Below are 17,050 nucleotides of genomic sequence, written 5' to 3'. Positions count from 1 at the left end.
GGTGCGTACCGAGGTCAGGCCGAGTGCTTCGCGCGCGCCGCGCCCGCCTCGTCGTCCACGCGCTGCTCGCCCGCCGGGGCCTGGTCGCGGCCCGCGGTCGGCAGCGGGCTGACCGACGAGTGGTCCGAGCGGTAGTGGTAGTACGAGTACGCGTCACCGACCGCGCGCTTCTGGCCGTTGACCACCACGCCCAGCACGCGCGCACCGACCGTCTCGAGCGAGCCCATCGACTCGCGCAGCTGGTCGCGGTGGATCTTCTGCGCACCGGCGATGACGAGCGCACCGCCCGAGATCTTCGCGAGGATCGCGGCGTCCGTGACGGGCAGCAGCGGGGGAGCGTCGATGATCACGTGGTCGTACTGCGCCGTGAGCTCGTCGAGCAGACGTGCCATCGCCGCGGAGCCCAGCAGCTCCGACGGGTTCGGCGGGACCATGCCGGACGTCAGCACGTGCAGGTCGGCCACACCCCACGGCTGGACGACGTCGGCGACGTCGGCCTGGCCGATCAGCACCGTCGTCAGCCCCGCCGCGCCCTCGAGACCCATGTACTTCGCGACCGACGGGCGGCGCAGGTCCGCGTCCACGAGCGCGACCCGCGCACCGGCGTCCGCGAGCGTGATCGCGAGGTTGATCGCGGTGGTGGACTTGCCCTCACCCGGGACCGACGAGGTCAGGACGATCGAGCGCGGCCGGTCCGCGAGGTCGAGGAACTGCAGGTTGGTGCGCAGGCGGCGCAACGCCTCGGCACGCTCCGACTGCGGCGAGCTGTGCACGATCAGCGGGTGCGCGTCGGCGTCGTCGTCGAACCCGATGGTCGCGATCACCGCGGCGTCCGTGACCTGCGCGACGTCCTGCGCCGTGCGGATGCGCGTGTCGAGCACCGCGCGCAGCACCGCGACGCCCACGCCGATCGCCAGCCCCACGAGCAGGCCGAGCGCGACGTTCAGCTTGAGGTTCGGCGACGACGGGGACTGCGGCGCCGCGGCCGGCCGGACGGTCGAGACCTTCACCGACGACACCCCGCCGTCGGACGGGGTCTCCAGCTCGTCGATCACCGCGGAGAACTCCGTGGCCACCGTGTCCGCGATCGCGGCGGCGACCGCCGGCTCCACGTCCGTGACCTGGATGTTGATGAGCGAGGTGTTCAGGGGGGAGTTGGCGCTCACGCGCGTCGCCAGGTCCGCCGGCGTCACGTCGAGCCCCAGCTCGTCGATCGCGGGACCCAGGACCAGCGGGCTCTTCACGAGCTGCGTGTAGGACGTCACCTGCTGGCGGGAGTAGTTCGAGCCCTGCAGCAGGTCGCTGCTCGTCGCCCCGCCCTGCACGGACACGTACAGCTGCGTGGACGCGGTGTACTGCGGGGTCGTCGCGAGCGAGAGCCCGAGCGCCGCGCCGGCGGCGACGACCGTGATGAGCAGGATCGAGAGCCACCGCTTGCGCAGGATGCCGAGGTAGTCGTGCAGTTCCACTGGGGGTTTCTCCCGAGATGTCGTCTGGGTATGCGCTCGATTGTCGCACCGGTGGTCCGGGCGGGGGCGGCGGGGATCTGGTCTCCTATCGTCCGATCGGGTGGCGGGCTTGAGCGAATCGGACATCCATCTTCCGGCGTATGACCCATATCACCCGTCCGTGACGCGGTGCGCATCGCGCCTGGTGAGCGCACGGCGTGGCGCGCATCACGTCCGAAGTTCCGGATTCCTCCTCAACTTGGCGGCGGGTCATGCCGATGCCCGAGTCAATCCAGCGCGACAGTTCTGCAGGGGGAAGCATGTCGATCGAGACCAACCGCGCGCGGCCGTCCGAGGTCCGGACAGCACCGGCGGCCCAGGCGTCCACCCACGCGTCCACCCGCCCATCCGCGCAGGTCAGGTCGCTCGGCCTCGGGCGCCGCCTGCACCGCGCGCTCGTCGGCGGCGACGTCGTCTGCGTGATCGCCGCCGTCGTCACCGCGTGGGCGCTGCGGATCGGCTTCGAGGGCGACCAGAGCGTGTCCGGCGACCTCGACGTGTCCTACCTGACCGCGTCGCTCCTGATCGCCGGCGCCTGGACCGCCGCGCTCACCGTCGGCCGCTCCCGCGACCGCCGCGTGCTCGGCCAGGGCGCCGCGGAGTACCAGCGCGTGTGGAGCGCCACGTGGCGCGTGTTCGCCGTCGTCGCCGTCGTCGCGTTCCTCGTGCACGCCGACGTCGCCCGCACCTACCTCGCCATCGCCGCACCCCTCGGCCTCGCGCTCCTGCTCACGTGGCGCGCCGTCGCCCGCCGCTACCTGCACCGGGCGCGCGCCCAGGGCCGTGGCCTGCAGGACGTCGTCGTCGTCGGCCCCCGCGAGAAGGTCGCCCACTTCCCCCAGATGCTCGGTGACGGCGCCGCCAGCGGGTACCGCGTCGTCGCCGCGTGCGTCCCGCACGGCGCCGTCGAGCCCGACGAGGACGTCGCCGGCGTGCCCGTGCTCGGCGGTCTCGACGACGTGCGCCTCGTCGCCGAGACCACCGGCGCGCGCATGGTCCTGGTGCTCGGCTCCGACGCCGTCACCTCCCAGACCGTCCGCCAGATCGGATGGGACCTCGAGGGCACCGGCATCGACCTCGCCCTGTCCCTCGCGCTCGTCGACGTCGCCGGCCCCCGCATGACCGTCCAGCCCGTCAGCGGCCTGCAGTGGGCGTTCGTCGACGAGCCCCGGTTCACCGGGTGGCGCTACGTCCTCAAGAACGTCTTCGACTTCCTCGGCACCGGCCTCATCACCCTGCTCCTGTCGCCCGTGCTGCTCGGCGTCGCCGCCGTCATCAAGGTCACCAGCCCCGGACCCGTGCTCTACCGCCAGGAGCGCATCGGCAAGGACGGCAAGCCGTTCCCGATGCTCAAGTTCCGCTCCATGGTCGTCGACGCCGACAAGCGCCTCGCCGAGGTGCTCGCCGCCGAGGGCCGCGAGGTCGGCATGTTCTACAAGCCCGTCAACGACCCGCGCGTCACGCCCATCGGCCGGTTCATCCGCCGCTACTCCATCGACGAGCTCCCGCAGCTGTTCAACGTCCTTCGCGGCGAGATGAGCCTCGTCGGCCCGCGCCCCCAGATCCAGGCCGAGGTCGACCTCTACGACCGCGCCGCGCACCGGCGCCTGCGCGTCAAGCCCGGCCTCACGGGCCTCTGGCAGGTCTCGGGCCGCTCCTGCCTGACCCCCGAGGAGTCGATCCGCCTCGATGTGCGCTACGTCGAGAACTGGTCGATGGTCGGCGACCTCGCGATCCTGCTGCGCACGGTCCGGGCTGTGCTCGACACCGACTCGACTCGATGACTCGTGGACTGTGTGTGCGCGCCAGCGTTCCACGCGCGACGCTAGGACTGTCGAGGGGGCGGGAGAGGGATGGATGAGGCACAGTGCGGGACTGATCGGATGATCGCGTGCTGATCCTCCTGGCGGCGGCCGCATGCCTCGTCGGAGTCACGGTCGTCCCGATCTGGGGCGTACGTCGGGCAGTGTGCGCCGCACTGCTCGTCTCCCTGACGGTCGCCCCTGCCCGACTGTGGGGCGGGGGCAGCCCGGACGAGCAGTACCTGGTCGGAATCTCCTATCCCGCTCCAGCGGTCGCAACGTTCACCGTGCTGGTTCCCCTCGCGGCCGTGGTGGCACTCGGACGGCCCGAGGCGCGCCGACAGCTACTTCTCGTGATCCCGTTCCTCCTCTACGTAGCCGCCGGGCTCACCGGTCTGTGGGACGGTGCCGGCCCGTTGCTCTCCGGTGCAGCACAGGTCGGGCTCATCGCCCTCGCCTGGGTGGCTGGCACCGGGTTCGCGGGCGTGATGCGCACTGCGTTCGGAGTGAAGGTCGTCGTCGTGGTCGTCGCGGTGCTCGCGGCGTCCGTGCTGCTGCAGGTGGTGCAGGGCGCCGGGGCCGAGGACTACGGATCGCGGGCCAGCGGGTTGTTCGGCCACCCCGCGACCGTGGGCAAGTTGGCGCTCCCACTGACCGCGATGCTGCTGCCGCAGTCCGAGTCGCCCGAGCCTCGCACCCGTCGGCTCGCGTACCTGGGCGTCGTGCTCTGCGTCGCGATGACGATGCCGACCCAGAGCCGCGCCAATATCGCGGGCATCCTGCTGCTGGTGCTCGGGTGGGTGGCGATCGACAGGACGAAGGGCGGACGAGGGCGGCGCTATGCGATCGCGTTCGTCGTGGCCATCGCCGCCGCGCCGTACATTCCTGTCGTTGTCACGCGCTTCGTCCGCGACCCGGAGGGCGGCGACCGGCCGGAGCTGCTCGCCGCGGGCCTACGGGAGTTCGCCGCGGCCCGATGGACAGGGCTTGGCCCGAACAACTTCGTCCCGACCGCTCAGGCACGCGAGGTCATCGTGGCAATCACGGGCTATCCCGTTCACAACGCGTTCGTGCTGGCGCTGGCTGAGTTCGGCCTCGTCGGCTGCGTCCTGGCGCTAGTCCCTCTTCTCGTCGCCCTCGTGAAGACCCTCGGTGCGATGCGTCTGCGCGCGGGGCACGTCGCGCAGGCGCGGGCGCTGCTGCTCCTCGTCCTCGCGGTCGCCCTCGTGAGCTGGTCGGGCTGGGGCACGCTGCGGTACCCGGTCGGCGAGCTGATCGCCTTCGCGTGCGCCGCACTGGCGGCCGGGGTGCCGAGCCTGCGGGAGCAGCGCGCCCTCGTCGCGGCGGCGGCGGACACCGCCCCGACCGCACCCCTCGACGCGCACCGCCCGCGACCCCGCCTCGCGCACGTGCCGAGCGCATCGACGCCGGCCGCGGTTCGAACCCATCAGTACGGAGATTTCTGAGCAAGATGCGAGTTCTGCACGTGTCCCAGCCGGTAGAGGCGGGCGTCGCCAACGTGGTGAGAGACCTTGCCTACCACCAGGCCGAGGCCGGCCTGGAGGTGGCGGTCGCCTGCCCGGGTGGCTCCTACCTCTCTCGCGAGCTCGAGCTCCGGCGCATCCCCCATCGTCCGTGGGCGGCGGCCCGGAACCCCGGCCCTGCGGTCCTGCGCGAGGCCTTCGACCTTGCGCGCGTCGTGCGCGAGGTCGACCCCGACGTCGTGCACCTGCACAGCACGAAGGCGGGACTGGCCGGACGCTTGGCGCTGCGCGGCCGGGTCAGGACGGTCTTCGAGCCGCACGCCTGGGGCGACTGGGCCGCCGCCGAGCCGGTCGCGAGCGCGATCCGCACGTGGGAACGAGGCGCACGACGGTGGACCGACCTGACGATCTGCCTGAGCGACGCGGAGCGCAGCCACGCCGAGCGCCTCGGGGTGGTGCGTGCCATCACCGTCCCCAACGGCGTGGACACCGAGCGGTTCGCCCCGCGCGACAAGGGACGCGCTCGCGCAGCGGTCAGGCTCGATGCGTCGGACCACGTGTCGCTCTGCGTGGGTCGGCTCGCTCGTCAGAAGGGGCAGGACCTCCTCGTCCAGGCCTGGCAGGCGGCCTTCGGGCGGAACCCCGCCGCTCGACTGGTCCTCGTCGGCGCCGGGCCCGACGAGGCCGACCTTCGCGCCCTGGCACGCGACAGCGGCGAGGGGCAGATCGTCTTCGTGACGGGCTGCGAGGACCCGCGGGACTGGTACGCGGCCGCTGACGTCGTCGTCGCCCCCTCGCGATGGGAGGGCGCCGCGCTCGTCCCGCTGGAGGCGATGTCCATGGGTCGACCCGTCGTCGGGTTCGACGTCGGTGGTCTCGCGGCGACGATCGGCCGCAACGGCGCCGCGCTCGCCCCGGGCGACGTCGAGGGCCTGACCAGGACCCTCGCGGGGGTCGGTCGAGGCGAGATCCGGTTCCCCGAGCAGAGCGCGATCCGCGCACACGCGACGGACCACCACAGCGCTCGTCGGGCGTTCGAACGGATCACGGTCGCGACCACCCGCCTCCTGGAGGTGACGCCGTGACGGGTGGCCAGCCCTCGCGGGACGTCTTCCTGGTCCACTGGGGCAGGACCGGCGCCGGTCCGCTCTTCCTGCGCGACCTGACCTCGGCGTTCGTCGACGCCGGACACCGCACGACCGTCTCCTACAACCGGGAGGCGGAGGGGGCCGACCGGTTCCCCCCTGGCGCGCGAGCGATCGTCGTGCGCACGTACCGGACGCTTCTCGGGGTGGTGCTCACCCTCCCGCGTTCGGTGTGGAACGCCTACCGGCTCCATCGCGCGCTGAAGGGATCGCTCGACCCCGTCGTGATCGGCACGATGGAGCATCTGCACCAGTCCCTCCTGGTGCCGGTCGTCGCCCGGCGCCACGGGACGTACGTCGCGATCATCCACGACGTCAGGCTGCACACGGGCGATGAGAACCTCATCCGTCGGCTCAACCGGTTCATCGAGCTGCGGTGCGCGCACGTCGTCCTCACGCTCTCCGACGCGGACGAGCTCGTCCCGCGGCCCGGCCAGGAGGTCGTGCAGAGCGTGCACCCGGCCTTCACCGCACCGGGCGCCGACGCGACCCGCGCGGGAACCCGGCACGACGGCCCGGCGCGCGTCGGGTTCTTTGGGCGGCTCGTGCCCTACAAGGGCCTCGAGCTGCTCCCCGAGGTGGGGCGGCTGCTGACCGAGGCGATGCCGTCGGAGCCCGTCCACGTCCACGGTGCGGGCCCGCTCGCGGACGCCGACTACCTCGTCGAGAGTCCCTACGTCGACCTCGACGCCCGGTGGATCCCCGAGGACGAGGTGCCCGAGCTCGTGTCGCGGCTGGATGTGGTCGTGCTCCCGTACACCGAGGCGAGCCAGTCCGGGGTCATCGCGCTCGCGATGGGACTCGGCGTCCCGTGCGTCGTCACGCCCGTCGGTGGGCTCGTGCAGCAGGCCGAGGAGACGGGTGCCGCCCACGTCGCGCGCGACCTCTCGCCGGCCGGGATCACGGCTGCCTTGGTCGAGGTCCTGACGGACCCCGTGCTCTACGCGTCGCTCGTGCGCAGGGGCCTCGCGGCCGCCGCTGGGGAGTACTCGTGGAACCGGCTCGCGCAGGACATCCTGGGGGCCGTGCCGGGGCCCGTGCGGGACGCGCGAGGTGCGCGTGCCTGACGTGCTCACGAGGCTCAAGGGCAGGGACACGCGCCACCTGTGGGCGCTCGTCGAACGCACCGCACCACGCGCAGCGACCGCCCTCGCGTCGGTCGCGCTGGCCGCGCTGGTCAGTCCCGACCAGGTCGGTGTCTACGCACTGGGGATCGTCGTCCTGACGTTCGTCCAGGCGATGACCGACGTCGGCGCCCGCCAGTCCCTCCTGCTGCACTGGACGCAGGGGGCGACCGACCGGTTCGTCCGCCGGTTCGCCTGGCTCGCGGTCCCGGGGTCCGCGCTCGCGATGGCAGTCGGCCTGGTGCTCGTCTCCCGGCTGGGCACCGGGGCTGACGAGGCGTCGTTCGTGATGCTCCTCCCGATGTTGGTCGTGCCGGGTCTCGCGATCCTGTCGATGCCGGCCATGGTCGAGCTGCAGGCCCGAGGGCACTGGCGGCAGGCCACCTCCAGCCAGGGCGTCGGCGCGATCGTCGGCCTCGTCGTCGGGCTGGGGGTCATGCTCTGGACGAGGTCCATCCTCGGCGGCGCCGTCCAGCTCGCCGTCGCCGAGCTCGTCACCCTGCTGCTCGCCACGCGCGCGGTGCGTCGCCGTCGGACTGCGCCTCGCACCGGCGAAGCGCCCGGCGTGGTGCGGGACTACGCGTTGACCTCGGGGTACGCGGTGCTCGGGTGGGGTCAGGGCCAGGTCGACCGACTCGCGCTCGGTGCGTGGGCGGGAGCAGCGACCCTCGGGCTCTACACCTTCGCCTCGCAGGTCTCCCGCAGCCTTGCCGAGGCTGCGGCGCAGGGGACGAGCTCCGTGCTGCGTGCCGACCTGGGCCGCGTCGACCGCGCCGACGACGTCGACGCCCTGAGGTCGACCGTCAACCGTGCGATGGCGCGCTCCGCGTCGTTGGTCGGCGTGGTGGCGGTGGCGTCGATCGCGGGCGCCGCGGTGCTCGCGATCGTGCTGAGCCCCGACTGGCGTCCAGCGCTCCTCGTCGTCCCGCTCTTCGCCGCGTCCGGCTTCGGTACCGCGGCGTCCTGGAACACGACCGCGCTCCTGCAGCGGATCGGTCGCGTCGGCCGGGCCATGTGGGTGCGTGTGGTCGGCGTCCTCATGGCGTTCCCGATCGCCTGGGCCGCCACCCACTCGCTGCCCCTGGCGGCCGGCCTCGTGGTCGCTCGCGAGGTCGTCGTCGCGGTGATGCTCGGCATCGCCTGCGGGCGGTACGCGCCCGTTCGCGGTCTGGTGGTCGTCTGCTGCTGGACAGCGGTGTTCTCGTTCGTGGGCGTGATCGCCCTGTGGATCTTCTGAGGAATCATCAATGATCGGTGTGTACTGGTGGTCGCCGCTTCGCAGTGCCAGGACCCTTGCGGCCGAGGCACGTTCGAACGCCCGGGCGTGGACCGTGATGGCGTCACGCAACTCCGGCCGGGTCTACAACTTCGGTGACGAGATCACGCCGTATGTGATCCGAGAGCTGACCGGCGAGAAGGTCGGTTGGCGTTCACCTAGCCGTGCGGACGTCTTCGCAGTGGGATCCATCCTCGAGATCTACGGCAAGCGCGCGAGGGGAGCCACGATCTTCGGCTCGGGCATCCGCTCGGGCCGGTGGTCCTTCGCGCAGGTCTCGCCCGACTCGGTGTGCTCCGTGCGCGGGACGCTCACGCGGGACACGCTGGGCCTGCCGGCCGGGACCGTTCTCGGGGACCCTGGTCTGGCCGTTGCGGCTCTCGACGTGGGACGCATCAGTCGTTCCACCCGTCCCGCCGTCGTGCCACACTTCGGGACCTTCGGATCGCCGGACGGCCGCAGCGCGGTCACCGCGCTGCGAGCGCAGGGGTTCGACGTCCTGCTGCCCAACACGAACGCACTCGAGATGGTGCGCCGCATCGCAAGTGCCTCGTACGTCGTGACGAGCAGCCTCCACGGGATGGTGTTCGCGCACGCCCTGGGTGTCCCTGCCGTGCTCACGTCGTTCAGCGGGCACGCCGAGCCGAGCTTCAAGTACGACGACTACATGAGCGTGTTCCGCCGCCCTGCCCAGTTCTCGGCGCTCGACGACCCGGCCGTCCTGGGCGGGGACCGGCGGGTCGAGGCGCGCAAGGCCGAGGATGCGGCAGCGATCGCGGCCCTGGTGCCGGGTGTCGTCGACAGCATGCGAGAGGCGGCACAGCAGCTGCCGAGGTGACCGGTGAAGAGGTCCCCTCGTGGCCTCGGGGGACGAGCGCCGTACTGCGGAGGGACGACGAAGGGGCGGTCCGTGTGGACCGCCCCTTCGTCGTGCTGCTCAGGTCGTCAGCGCACGCGGACCGAGGCCGCGGCGGTGGAGCCGGAGTAGTTCGTGCTGGTGGGCGTGAACTTCACCGAGACCTTGTAGGTGCCGCTCGCGCGGACCTTCGAGGTGAACGCGGCCTTGGCGAGCTTGCCACCCTTGACGGCGATGGTCTTGGTGACCTTGAAGCCGTTGGGGCCGGTGATCGTCACCGTGGCCTTGCCGTCGCGCGACGCCTTGACGTAGACGGCGGGCGACTTGCCCTTGGCGATCGAGGTGTTGGCGATCTTGACGCTCGTCTTGCCGGCCGTGACCTTGACGACGACAGCGGTGGACGAGCCCTTGAACTCCGAGCCGGAGGTCGGGGTGTAGGTGACCGACGCCGAGTAGGTGCCCTTGTTGAGCTTGCCGAGCGACACGGTCGCCTTGCCGCTCGTGAGGCCCTTGGTGAAGGTCTTGGTGCCGACCTTGACCTTGACGTAGCCGGTCGGCGTGCCGGTGGCGGCCTTGACCGTGACGGACACGGTCGAGCCGGTGCCGTAGACGACGGGGGCCGCGGAGGCGCTCGTCGTGGTGCGGACCGTCGCCGGGTAGGGCGCCGCGACCGTCGTGAGGACGGACTCGGAGGTCGTGGTGGCCGGAGCTGCCGGGGTCGTGTCGTTGCCTGCGGCGACTGCCGGGATGGCGAGCGCGGCCGGGACGGCGAGCGCCGCGGCCAGCGTCAGTGCAAGGGTCTTCTTCTTGAGCACGTGTGTGGTCCTCATTCCGTATTCGGGCCGCCCCCCGGGTCCCGAAGGACTGGGCTACCGCCTAGATGATCGGTCATCCCACGGGTCGGCCTGAGTCGCTTCGGGCAAACCACGAGAATTGCCCGGGGATCTCACCCGATCGGCGTAACGCGCGGCTCAGGATGCGGGATCGTCGCCTGGAGGTGTGACGGCGGTCACGGCGGGGTCGGTCATGTCGGGCACTCGGCGTCCACGATCGGGTGAACGTCGTGCGCGGTGGGGGTCGTGCTCAGCCGGAGCTCGCCGGGCAGGTCCGCGGGGACTGTGAACGTCGCGTGGATCGTCGTCGACGCACCCGGCGCCAGCTCGGTCGTCCACGACGCGACGTCCAGGTCGAGGTACGTCGACTCGAAGATCTCCTCGGGCGTCCCGTCGATCTCCACCGACTCGAGCGTGCCCCCCGCGGGCGCGTACAGGTCGTAGTTCGTCCGGACGTTCCCGGGGGTGTCGAGGTGCTCGCCGACGACGTACGCGGGCAGCCCCGCGCCACCCGCGGGGCCGGTGTTCGTCAGCGTCAGGTCCACGCCGACGACCCGCGACCCGTCCGCCTCGCAGCGCTCGACCGCTGCTGCGACCGTCGTGTCGAGGTACCACGACATCTTCGCGCCCGAGCCGTCGTTGAGGTAGACGCCCACCACCGGGGACTCGCCGTCGCGGCCGGTCACCTCACCCGCGAGCGGGGTGCCCGCGAGCCGCGCCTGCTCGTCGTCGTGCGCGGACCAGACCAGCAGCCGGCGCTCGTCGACCGACTGCGAGAGGCCCTCGAGCAGCGACGTCGGCGACCCCGCGAAGAGGCCGTCGAACACCGCCCCGGCCGCACCGGCGAAGAACGCGTCCTGCTTCACCGGGTCGGTGATCCGCAGGTAGACCTCGTTGAGCAGCAGCTGTGCGGCGTTCTCGCCCGTGATGCGCGTGCCGTCCGGCGTCGTCACCGGGCCCGCCCGCTCGACGAGGTGCCCCAGCGCCACCGGGTCCGTCGCGAGCACGCCGTCCACCGCCGTGCCCGTCGCGCGCTCCCACATGGCGCGCGCGAGCTCGGCCGCGCGCGGGAAGTGCGGCGTCAGCGTGACGTCCTGGATGTAGACGCCGAGCTGGTCGCCGAACATCTCCTGCTCCTGCGGCGTGAGCGCCAGCACGGGCGCCGCGTCCGCCGTGTTGATCTGCCCCGCCCCACGCTGCTCGACCACCGTGAGCAGGCCGTCCTGCGCGTGCAGGTGCAGCACCGCGCCCGGGATGCCGCCCGTCGCGCGCAGCTCCGCGTTCGACTGCACCAGCAGCAGGTAGTCGCGCGGCCCGTCCGCACCGAGCATCGCGGGCAGGAGCGCCGCGGCGCGTGCCGCACCCGACGTGCTGCCGCTCACCGAGTCCACCGCGTCCTGCAGTCGCGTCACCGCGTCCACGACCCGCTCGTCGTAGTCACCGCCGCGCAGGCCCGCCAGTCGGACCCGGGCCGCCTGCACCGCGTCGTCGGCCGCGACGATGCCCGGCGCGACGCGCGCGATCGCCTCGACGTCCACCCGGCCCTGCGGGCTGACGAGGGACTCGGGCTCGAGCGTCTCGACCGCGTCGAGCACCCCCGGCATGGCGACGCCCGCCAGGTCGTCGACCGTGCGCGCGAGCGACCGCACCGCCGAGACGTCGTCGCCGATCACCGGCAGCGCCTGCGCGAGCGTCAACGGCAACCGGTGCGCGGCGGCGTCGGCCGCGGACGCCGCACGCGCCGCGCGGTCCGCCGGTCCGCGCGCCGCGGCCGCGTCACCGTCCAGCGCCAGGTCGCGCGCGGCCTGCACCTCGCGCGCCGCCTCGTCGAGACCCGTGTACGTCCGACGCGCGTCGAACGCCCCCCACACGGCCAGCACGACGAGCACGCCCAACACCCCCAGCGTCCACCACAGCCCGCGGCGCCCACGCCGCGGAGCCGCGGGCTCGGTGGCCGGGGCGCTTTCGGGGGCGCTTTCGGGGGCGCTGTCCGGGGTGTCGTCCGGCGTCGCGTCGGTCGGCGTCACGGGGTTCTCGTCGTGCATCAGGCTCTCTCGCGTGGTGGGCTCCGACGCGCGCGGACGCGAGCGTCGGAGCCGTCGGTGGCCGCGGGACGCCGGTCGTCGACCAGCGAGGGCGCCCTCGTCGGAGGGCGCCGCGAACGGACAAAGATGTCGCTACGGGACCTATCGGCACGCGAGCGCACCGGCATGAGCCTCAGCGTCGACGCGCGGCCCACCGGTACCCGAGGCCGCCGAGCGCGAGACCCGTCGCGCACACCGCCACCGGCGTCCACCCCGTGGTCCCGACGAGCGCGAGCACCACGGTCACGACGAGCGCGAGCAGCCACAGCGCCGAGCCGACCACGGTCACGCGCGCGAGGTCGACCTCCACGGGAGGCGGGGGCGGCTGGTCGATCGGCACGCCCGCAGCCTATGCGGTCGCCGCCGGGTGCCCGGGCACGCTCGTCGGACGGGGTGTCAGGCCTGGCCCGTCACCGCGTACGCGGCCTCCACGCGGGCCTTCGCGGGACGCCACCAGTCCTCGTGCTCGCGGTACCACGCCACCGTCGCCTCGAGGCCCGAGCGGAAGTCCGTGTACCGCGGCGACCAGCCCAGCTCGGTGCGCAGCAGCGTCGAGTCGATCGCGTAGCGCAGGTCATGGCCCGGGCGGTCGGTGACGTGGTCGAAGTCGTCGGCGTCCCGCCCGAAGATCTCCAACAGCGTGCGCACCACCTCGAGGTTGCTGCGCTCGCCGTCCGCGCCGATCAGGTACGTCTGCCCGATCCGACCGTCCGTGAGGATCCGCCAGACCGCCGCGTTGTGGTCCTCGACGTGGATCCAGTCACGCACGTTCGCGCCCGCTCCGTAGAGCTTGGGCCGCACGCCGTCGATCAGGTTCGTGACCTGGCGGGGGATGAACTTCTCGACGTGCTGGAACGGGCCGTAGTTGTTCGAGCAGTTCGAGATGGTCGCCCGCACCCCGAACGAGCGCACCCACGCGCGCACCAGCAGGTCCGAGCCGGCCTTCGTCGACGAGTACGGCGACGAGGGGTTGTACGGCGTCCGCTCCGTGAAGCGCTGCGGGTCGTCGAGCTCGAGGTCGCCGTAGACCTCGTCGGTCGAGACGTGGTGGTAGCGCACGTCGTGCTTGCGGACGGCCTCCAGCAGCGCGTACGTGCCGACGAGGTTCGTCTGGACGAACGGCCACGGGTCCGCCAGGGAGTTGTCGTTGTGCGACTCGGCCGCGAAGTGCACGACCGCGTCCGCGTCGGCCACCAGCCCGTCCACCAGCGCACCGTCCGCGACGTCGCCCTCGACCAGCGTCACCGCGTCACCCAGGCCCGCGAGCGACGCCCGGTTGCCGGCGTACGTGAGCTTGTCCAGCACCGTGACCTCGACCTCGGGGTGCTCGGCGACGCTCTGGTGCACGAAGTTGGCCCCGATGAACCCGGCGCCGCCGGTGACGAGAAGACGCATGTCGGAAATGTACCCACCGCCTAGAGTGCTCCCGGGCGGACGAGAGGGTGACAAATGCGCTGGGTCGTGGTCGGGGCGGCGGGGATGCTCGGGCGGGACGTCGTCGCGCGGCTGCGCCAGGGCGACGACGACGTCGTCGGGCTCGACCGTGCGGGGCTCGACATCACGTCCCCGCAGGCGTGCGCCGACGCCCTCGTCGGCGCCGACGTCGTCGTGAACTGCGCCGCCTACACCGCCGTCGACGACGCCGAGACGCACGAGGCCGAGGCATTCACGACGAACGCCGTCGGGCCTGCCACGCTCGCCCGCGCCGCCGCGTCCGCGGGTGTGCGCCTCGTGCAGATCTCCACCGACTACGTCTTCGACGGCCGGGCGAGCACCCCGTACGACGAGGACGCGCCGCAGGCGCCCCGCGGCGCGTACGGCCGCACCAAGGCCGCCGGCGAGTGGGCCGTCGCCGCGTCCGGGGGCGACCACCTCGTCGTGCGCACCGCGTGGCTCTACGGCGCGCACGGCTCGAGCTTCCCTCGGACGATCGCACGCGTCGCCCGGGAGCGCGGCGCGCTCGACGTCGTCGACGACCAGCGCGGCCAGCCGACCTGGACGGTCGACGTCGCCGACGTCGTCGCGCGGCTCGTCGCCGCCGGCGCCCCGCGCGGGACGTACCACGCGACCTCGTCGGGCGAGACGACGTGGTTCGGGTTCGCGCAGGCCGTCGTCGCCGCCGCGGGCCTCGACCCCGCGATCGTCGCGCCCACCACGTCCGAGAAGTTCGTGCGACCCGCACCGCGGCCCGCGTACTCCGTCCTCGGGCACCGCGGGCTGCAGGCCGCGGGCGTCACGCCGATCGGCGACTGGCGCGGACGGTGGGAGGCGGCCGCCGCGGCCGTCCTGGGGCAGGAGGAGAGCTGATGGGCATGGAGCCGCTGGCCGTCGAGGGTGCGTGGCGCGTCACGCAGCGCGTGTTCGGCGACGCGCGGGGGGCGTTCCTCGAGTGGTTCCGGGCCGACGAGCTCGAGCAGGTCACCGGGCGGCGGTTCGACCTGCGCCAGGCGAACCTCTCCGTCTCCGCCGCGGGCGTGCTTCGTGGCGTCCACTTCGCCGACGTGCCGCCCGGCCAGGCCAAGTACGTGACGTGCGTGCGCGGCGCGGTGCTCGACGTGGTCGTCGACATCCGCGTCGGGTCGCCCACCTACGGTGCGTGGGACGCCGTCCTCCTGGACGACGAGACGCGCGAGGCCGTGCTGATCTCCGAGGGGCTCGGGCATGCGTTCTGCTCCCTCGAGGACGGCTCGACCGTCGCGTACCTGTGCTCCGCGCCCTACAACCCGACCGGTGAGCACGGCGTGCACCCGCTCGACCCGGCCATCGGGATCTCCTGGCCGACGGTGGGGCGCGACGGGTCGCCGCTGGAGTACGTGCTGTCCGAGAAGGACGCCGCCGCGCCCACGCTGGAGGAGGCGCGCGCGGGTGGGCTGCTGCCGGCGGTCGCGGACGTGCGGGCGTTCGTGGCGACCTTGGGGCCGGACGCGCGGTAGGCGTTCCCGGGTCGCCCCCGTGGCGGTCGCCGGGGGTTGTCGGGATCGCCCTGGTTGCGTAGAATCGAACACATGTTCGAGACGCCGCGCGACGAGGGGGCGCTCTCGGTCGTGGGATCGGGCGCTCGATCGGTTGCCGGGTCGGCCGTGGGCTCCGCGGTGGCGTGCGGTGGGGCCGAGGTGGCCCACCGGCTCGGGGCGGTGGTCGAGGAGCTCGTGGCTCTCGCCGCCGCGACGCGGGACGCGGCGGGGTGGACGGGGGCCGAGCGGGCGCGGGTCCTCGGGGCGCTCGACAGGGTGCCGGGGCTCGTGAGCAGCGTGCGTGCGCCCGTGCTGGTCGCACAGCAGCGCGCCGCGGCGCGCGTGGGGGCCGAGCGGGAGTTCGCCGACCAGCGCGCGCAGGCCATCGCCGGCACGCGCGGTCAGGCCGACCGTCAGGTACGTGCGGCGCACGCCCTCACCCGCCTGGACGGCGTCCGTGACGCGGTCCACGAGCGGCGCATGCTCGAGCCGCACGTCGACGCGCTCGCCCGTGTGCTCGACACCGCGTCCTCGCAGGTCGACGAGTTCCTGACCTCGTCCGAGGGGCAGCGCCGCGTGGTCGAGCTCGCCGACGGGGCGGACGCGCGGCAGTTCGCGCGTGACCTCGCGGTGCTCGCCGCCACGCACGACCAGCAGAGCGCCGACGACGCGCGGGAGGCCGCCCGCCGCGCGCGCTTCCTGCACCTGACGCACGCCGCGGACGGCACGTTCCTGCGCGGTCGGCTCGACCCGCTCGCCGGCCGCGCGCTGCAGGCGGCGCTCGACGCCACGGGCCACCGGCCCGACGACGACCGCGCTCCCGAGCAGGCGCGTGCGGACGCGCTCACCGCCCTCGCGCGCCACGCGCTGGGTGCGTCGACAGCGCTCGCCCCACCGGCGCTCGACGCAGCGCCCGGCGCGCCCGGTGCGCCTGCCGTGCCCGGTGCGCTTGCCGTGCCCGGTGCGCCTGCCGTGCCCGGTGCGCCTGCCGTGTCTGGTGGGTATGCCGTGCCCGGTGCGCCTGCCGTGTCTGGTGCGCCTGCCGTGTCTGGTGGGTATGCCGCGCCCGGTGCGCCTGCCGTGTCTGGTGGGCATGCCGTGACCGGGGCGCCCGGCGCGTCTGGTGGGCCTGAGGATGTGCCGGACGGCGCTCAGGTCGTGACGCCGGGGGTCGTGCCGCACGTGAGCCTGGTCGTGCCGGCCGCGACGTGGCACGCGGTGCGGGAGCAGGCGCGCCGCCGGGGCGCGGTCGAGGCGGGAGGCGTGCGGGCTGATGGCGCGCGCCGCGGCTCTGCGGCCGAGGGGTGCGTGGAGCCCGCGGCCGCGGCCGAGCGGCGGGTCGAGCCCGCCGGTGCGACCGTCGAGCGGCGGGTCGAACTCGCCGGTGCGACCGTCGAGCGGCGGGTCGAACCCGCCCGTGCCGAGGACGGGACGGTGGTCTCGTCGCACGAGCTCGCGGCTGCCCTGTGCGACTGCGCCATGACGCGCGTCGTGATGGACGAGCGGGGACTGCCGCTCGACGTCGGGCGGACCCGGCGGATGTTCACCCCGGCGCAGCGGCGAGCGGTCGTCGTGCGGGACCAGGTGTGCGCGTGGAACGGCTGCTCGGTCGCGCCCGCGTACTGCCAGGTGCACCACATCGCGTGGTGGCACCGGGACGGTGGACGCTCGGACCTCGCGAACGCCCTGCTGCTGTGCGACTTCCACCACCACGAGGTGCATCGGCTCGACCTCACGGTGGTGCGCGAGCCCGTCGGGCGGCAGGGGCGAGCCGAGTCGGCGGAACGACCGGGCACGCCGACGCGTGCCCGCTACACGTTCAGCGACCGGACCGGCCGACCCCGCAACTCCCCACCACGCCCACCACGCCCGCCGAGCCCACCGAGCCCGCTGGACCCACCGAGCCCGCTGGACCCACCGGGCCAGCTGCGCCCGAGCGCGTCGGTGCGGCTCCGCGTGTGATGCCGGGGCGGTGGTGCGGTGG

At 73.2% G+C, this 17,050-nt stretch carries 14 protein-coding genes; 9 read left to right on the top strand and 5 right to left on the bottom strand.

The features are described 5' to 3' along the window. Window positions 1-14: 14 nt before the first annotated feature. The gene (locus tag ACT17Q_RS13750; protein ID WP_444663099.1) at window positions 15-1,469 is read right to left on the bottom strand and encodes a polysaccharide biosynthesis tyrosine autokinase; all 1,455 of its coding nucleotides are present in this window, start codon (window positions 1,467-1,469) and stop codon (window positions 15-17) included. 299 nt (window positions 1,470-1,768) lie between these two features. Between ACT17Q_RS13750 and ACT17Q_RS13745 the strand changes: the two genes are divergently transcribed. The 6 genes from ACT17Q_RS13745 (at window position 1,769) to ACT17Q_RS13720 (ending at window position 9,177) form a co-directional block, all read left to right on the top strand. Continuing rightward, window positions 1,769-3,292, top strand: coding sequence for a sugar transferase (locus ACT17Q_RS13745; protein WP_444663097.1), 1,524 nt, complete (start codon window positions 1,769-1,771; stop codon window positions 3,290-3,292). 107 nt (window positions 3,293-3,399) lie between these two features. Further along, window positions 3,400-4,776, top strand: coding sequence for an O-antigen ligase family protein (locus tag ACT17Q_RS13740; RefSeq protein WP_444663095.1), 1,377 nt, complete (start codon window positions 3,400-3,402; stop codon window positions 4,774-4,776). Window positions 4,777-4,781: 5 nt separating this feature from the next. Then, window positions 4,782-5,879 carry a glycosyltransferase gene (locus ACT17Q_RS13735; protein ID WP_444663094.1) on the top strand — a complete coding sequence of 366 codons (1,098 nt, stop codon included), beginning with the start codon at window positions 4,782-4,784 and terminating at the stop codon, window positions 5,877-5,879. Then, entirely contained in the window at window positions 5,876-7,006 is a 1,131-nt protein-coding gene (locus ACT17Q_RS13730) for a glycosyltransferase family 4 protein (RefSeq protein ID WP_444663092.1), read from the top strand. The genes ACT17Q_RS13735 and ACT17Q_RS13730 overlap by 4 nt, the downstream gene beginning before the upstream one ends. Further along, window positions 6,999-8,300 carry a lipopolysaccharide biosynthesis protein gene (locus ACT17Q_RS13725; RefSeq protein ID WP_444663090.1) on the top strand — a complete coding sequence of 434 codons (1,302 nt, stop codon included), beginning with the start codon at window positions 6,999-7,001 and terminating at the stop codon, window positions 8,298-8,300. Before ACT17Q_RS13730 ends, ACT17Q_RS13725 begins: the two co-directional genes overlap by 8 nt. A gap of 97 nt (window positions 8,301-8,397) precedes the next feature. After that, window positions 8,398-9,177: a polysaccharide pyruvyl transferase family protein gene (locus tag ACT17Q_RS13720; RefSeq protein WP_444663088.1), complete on the top strand. Its 780-nt coding sequence runs from the start codon at window positions 8,398-8,400 to the stop codon at window positions 9,175-9,177. A 107-nt stretch (window positions 9,178-9,284) separates the two neighbouring features. Here the strand turns inward: ACT17Q_RS13720 and ACT17Q_RS13715 are convergent, their stop codons facing one another. From ACT17Q_RS13715 to rfbB, 4 genes are all read right to left on the bottom strand, one after another. Next, the gene (locus tag ACT17Q_RS13715; protein ID WP_444663086.1) at window positions 9,285-10,025 is read right to left on the bottom strand and encodes a hypothetical protein; all 741 of its coding nucleotides are present in this window, start codon (window positions 10,023-10,025) and stop codon (window positions 9,285-9,287) included. Window positions 10,026-10,219: 194 nt separating this feature from the next. Then, a complete protein-coding gene (locus ACT17Q_RS13710; protein ID WP_444663084.1) occupies window positions 10,220-12,073 on the bottom strand; it encodes a DUF4012 domain-containing protein in 1,854 nt (617 codons plus the stop codon). Between the two features lie 172 nt (window positions 12,074-12,245). Further along, window positions 12,246-12,452 (bottom strand): DUF2530 domain-containing protein, encoded by a 207-nt coding sequence (locus tag ACT17Q_RS13705; RefSeq protein WP_094181878.1) that lies wholly within the window; start codon window positions 12,450-12,452, stop codon window positions 12,246-12,248. Between the two features lie 56 nt (window positions 12,453-12,508). Next, entirely contained in the window at window positions 12,509-13,507 is a 999-nt protein-coding gene (rfbB, locus tag ACT17Q_RS13700; protein ID WP_444663083.1) for a dTDP-glucose 4,6-dehydratase, read from the bottom strand. Window positions 13,508-13,561: 54 nt separating this feature from the next. On the opposite strand from rfbB, the gene rfbD reads away from it, so the two are divergent. From rfbD to ACT17Q_RS13685, 3 genes are all read left to right on the top strand, one after another. Further along, window positions 13,562-14,419, top strand: coding sequence for a dTDP-4-dehydrorhamnose reductase (gene rfbD / locus ACT17Q_RS13695; RefSeq protein WP_444663081.1), 858 nt, complete (start codon window positions 13,562-13,564; stop codon window positions 14,417-14,419). Next, window positions 14,419-15,045 (top strand): dTDP-4-dehydrorhamnose 3,5-epimerase, encoded by a 627-nt coding sequence (locus ACT17Q_RS13690; protein WP_268530803.1) that lies wholly within the window; start codon window positions 14,419-14,421, stop codon window positions 15,043-15,045. Before rfbD ends, ACT17Q_RS13690 begins: the two co-directional genes overlap by 1 nt. A 72-nt stretch (window positions 15,046-15,117) precedes the next feature. Then, window positions 15,118-17,028, top strand: coding sequence for an HNH endonuclease (locus tag ACT17Q_RS13685; RefSeq protein WP_444663079.1), 1,911 nt, complete (start codon window positions 15,118-15,120; stop codon window positions 17,026-17,028). The last annotated feature ends 22 nt before the right edge of the window (window positions 17,029-17,050 follow it).

It is taken from the genome of Cellulomonas sp. CW35 (genome assembly GCF_052378485.1).
GTDB classification, from domain to species: domain Bacteria; phylum Actinomycetota; class Actinomycetes; order Actinomycetales; family Cellulomonadaceae; genus Cellulomonas; species Cellulomonas uda.
Note: the sequence above shows the minus strand (reverse complement) of the source record. Positions and strands in the feature narration are given on the sequence as shown.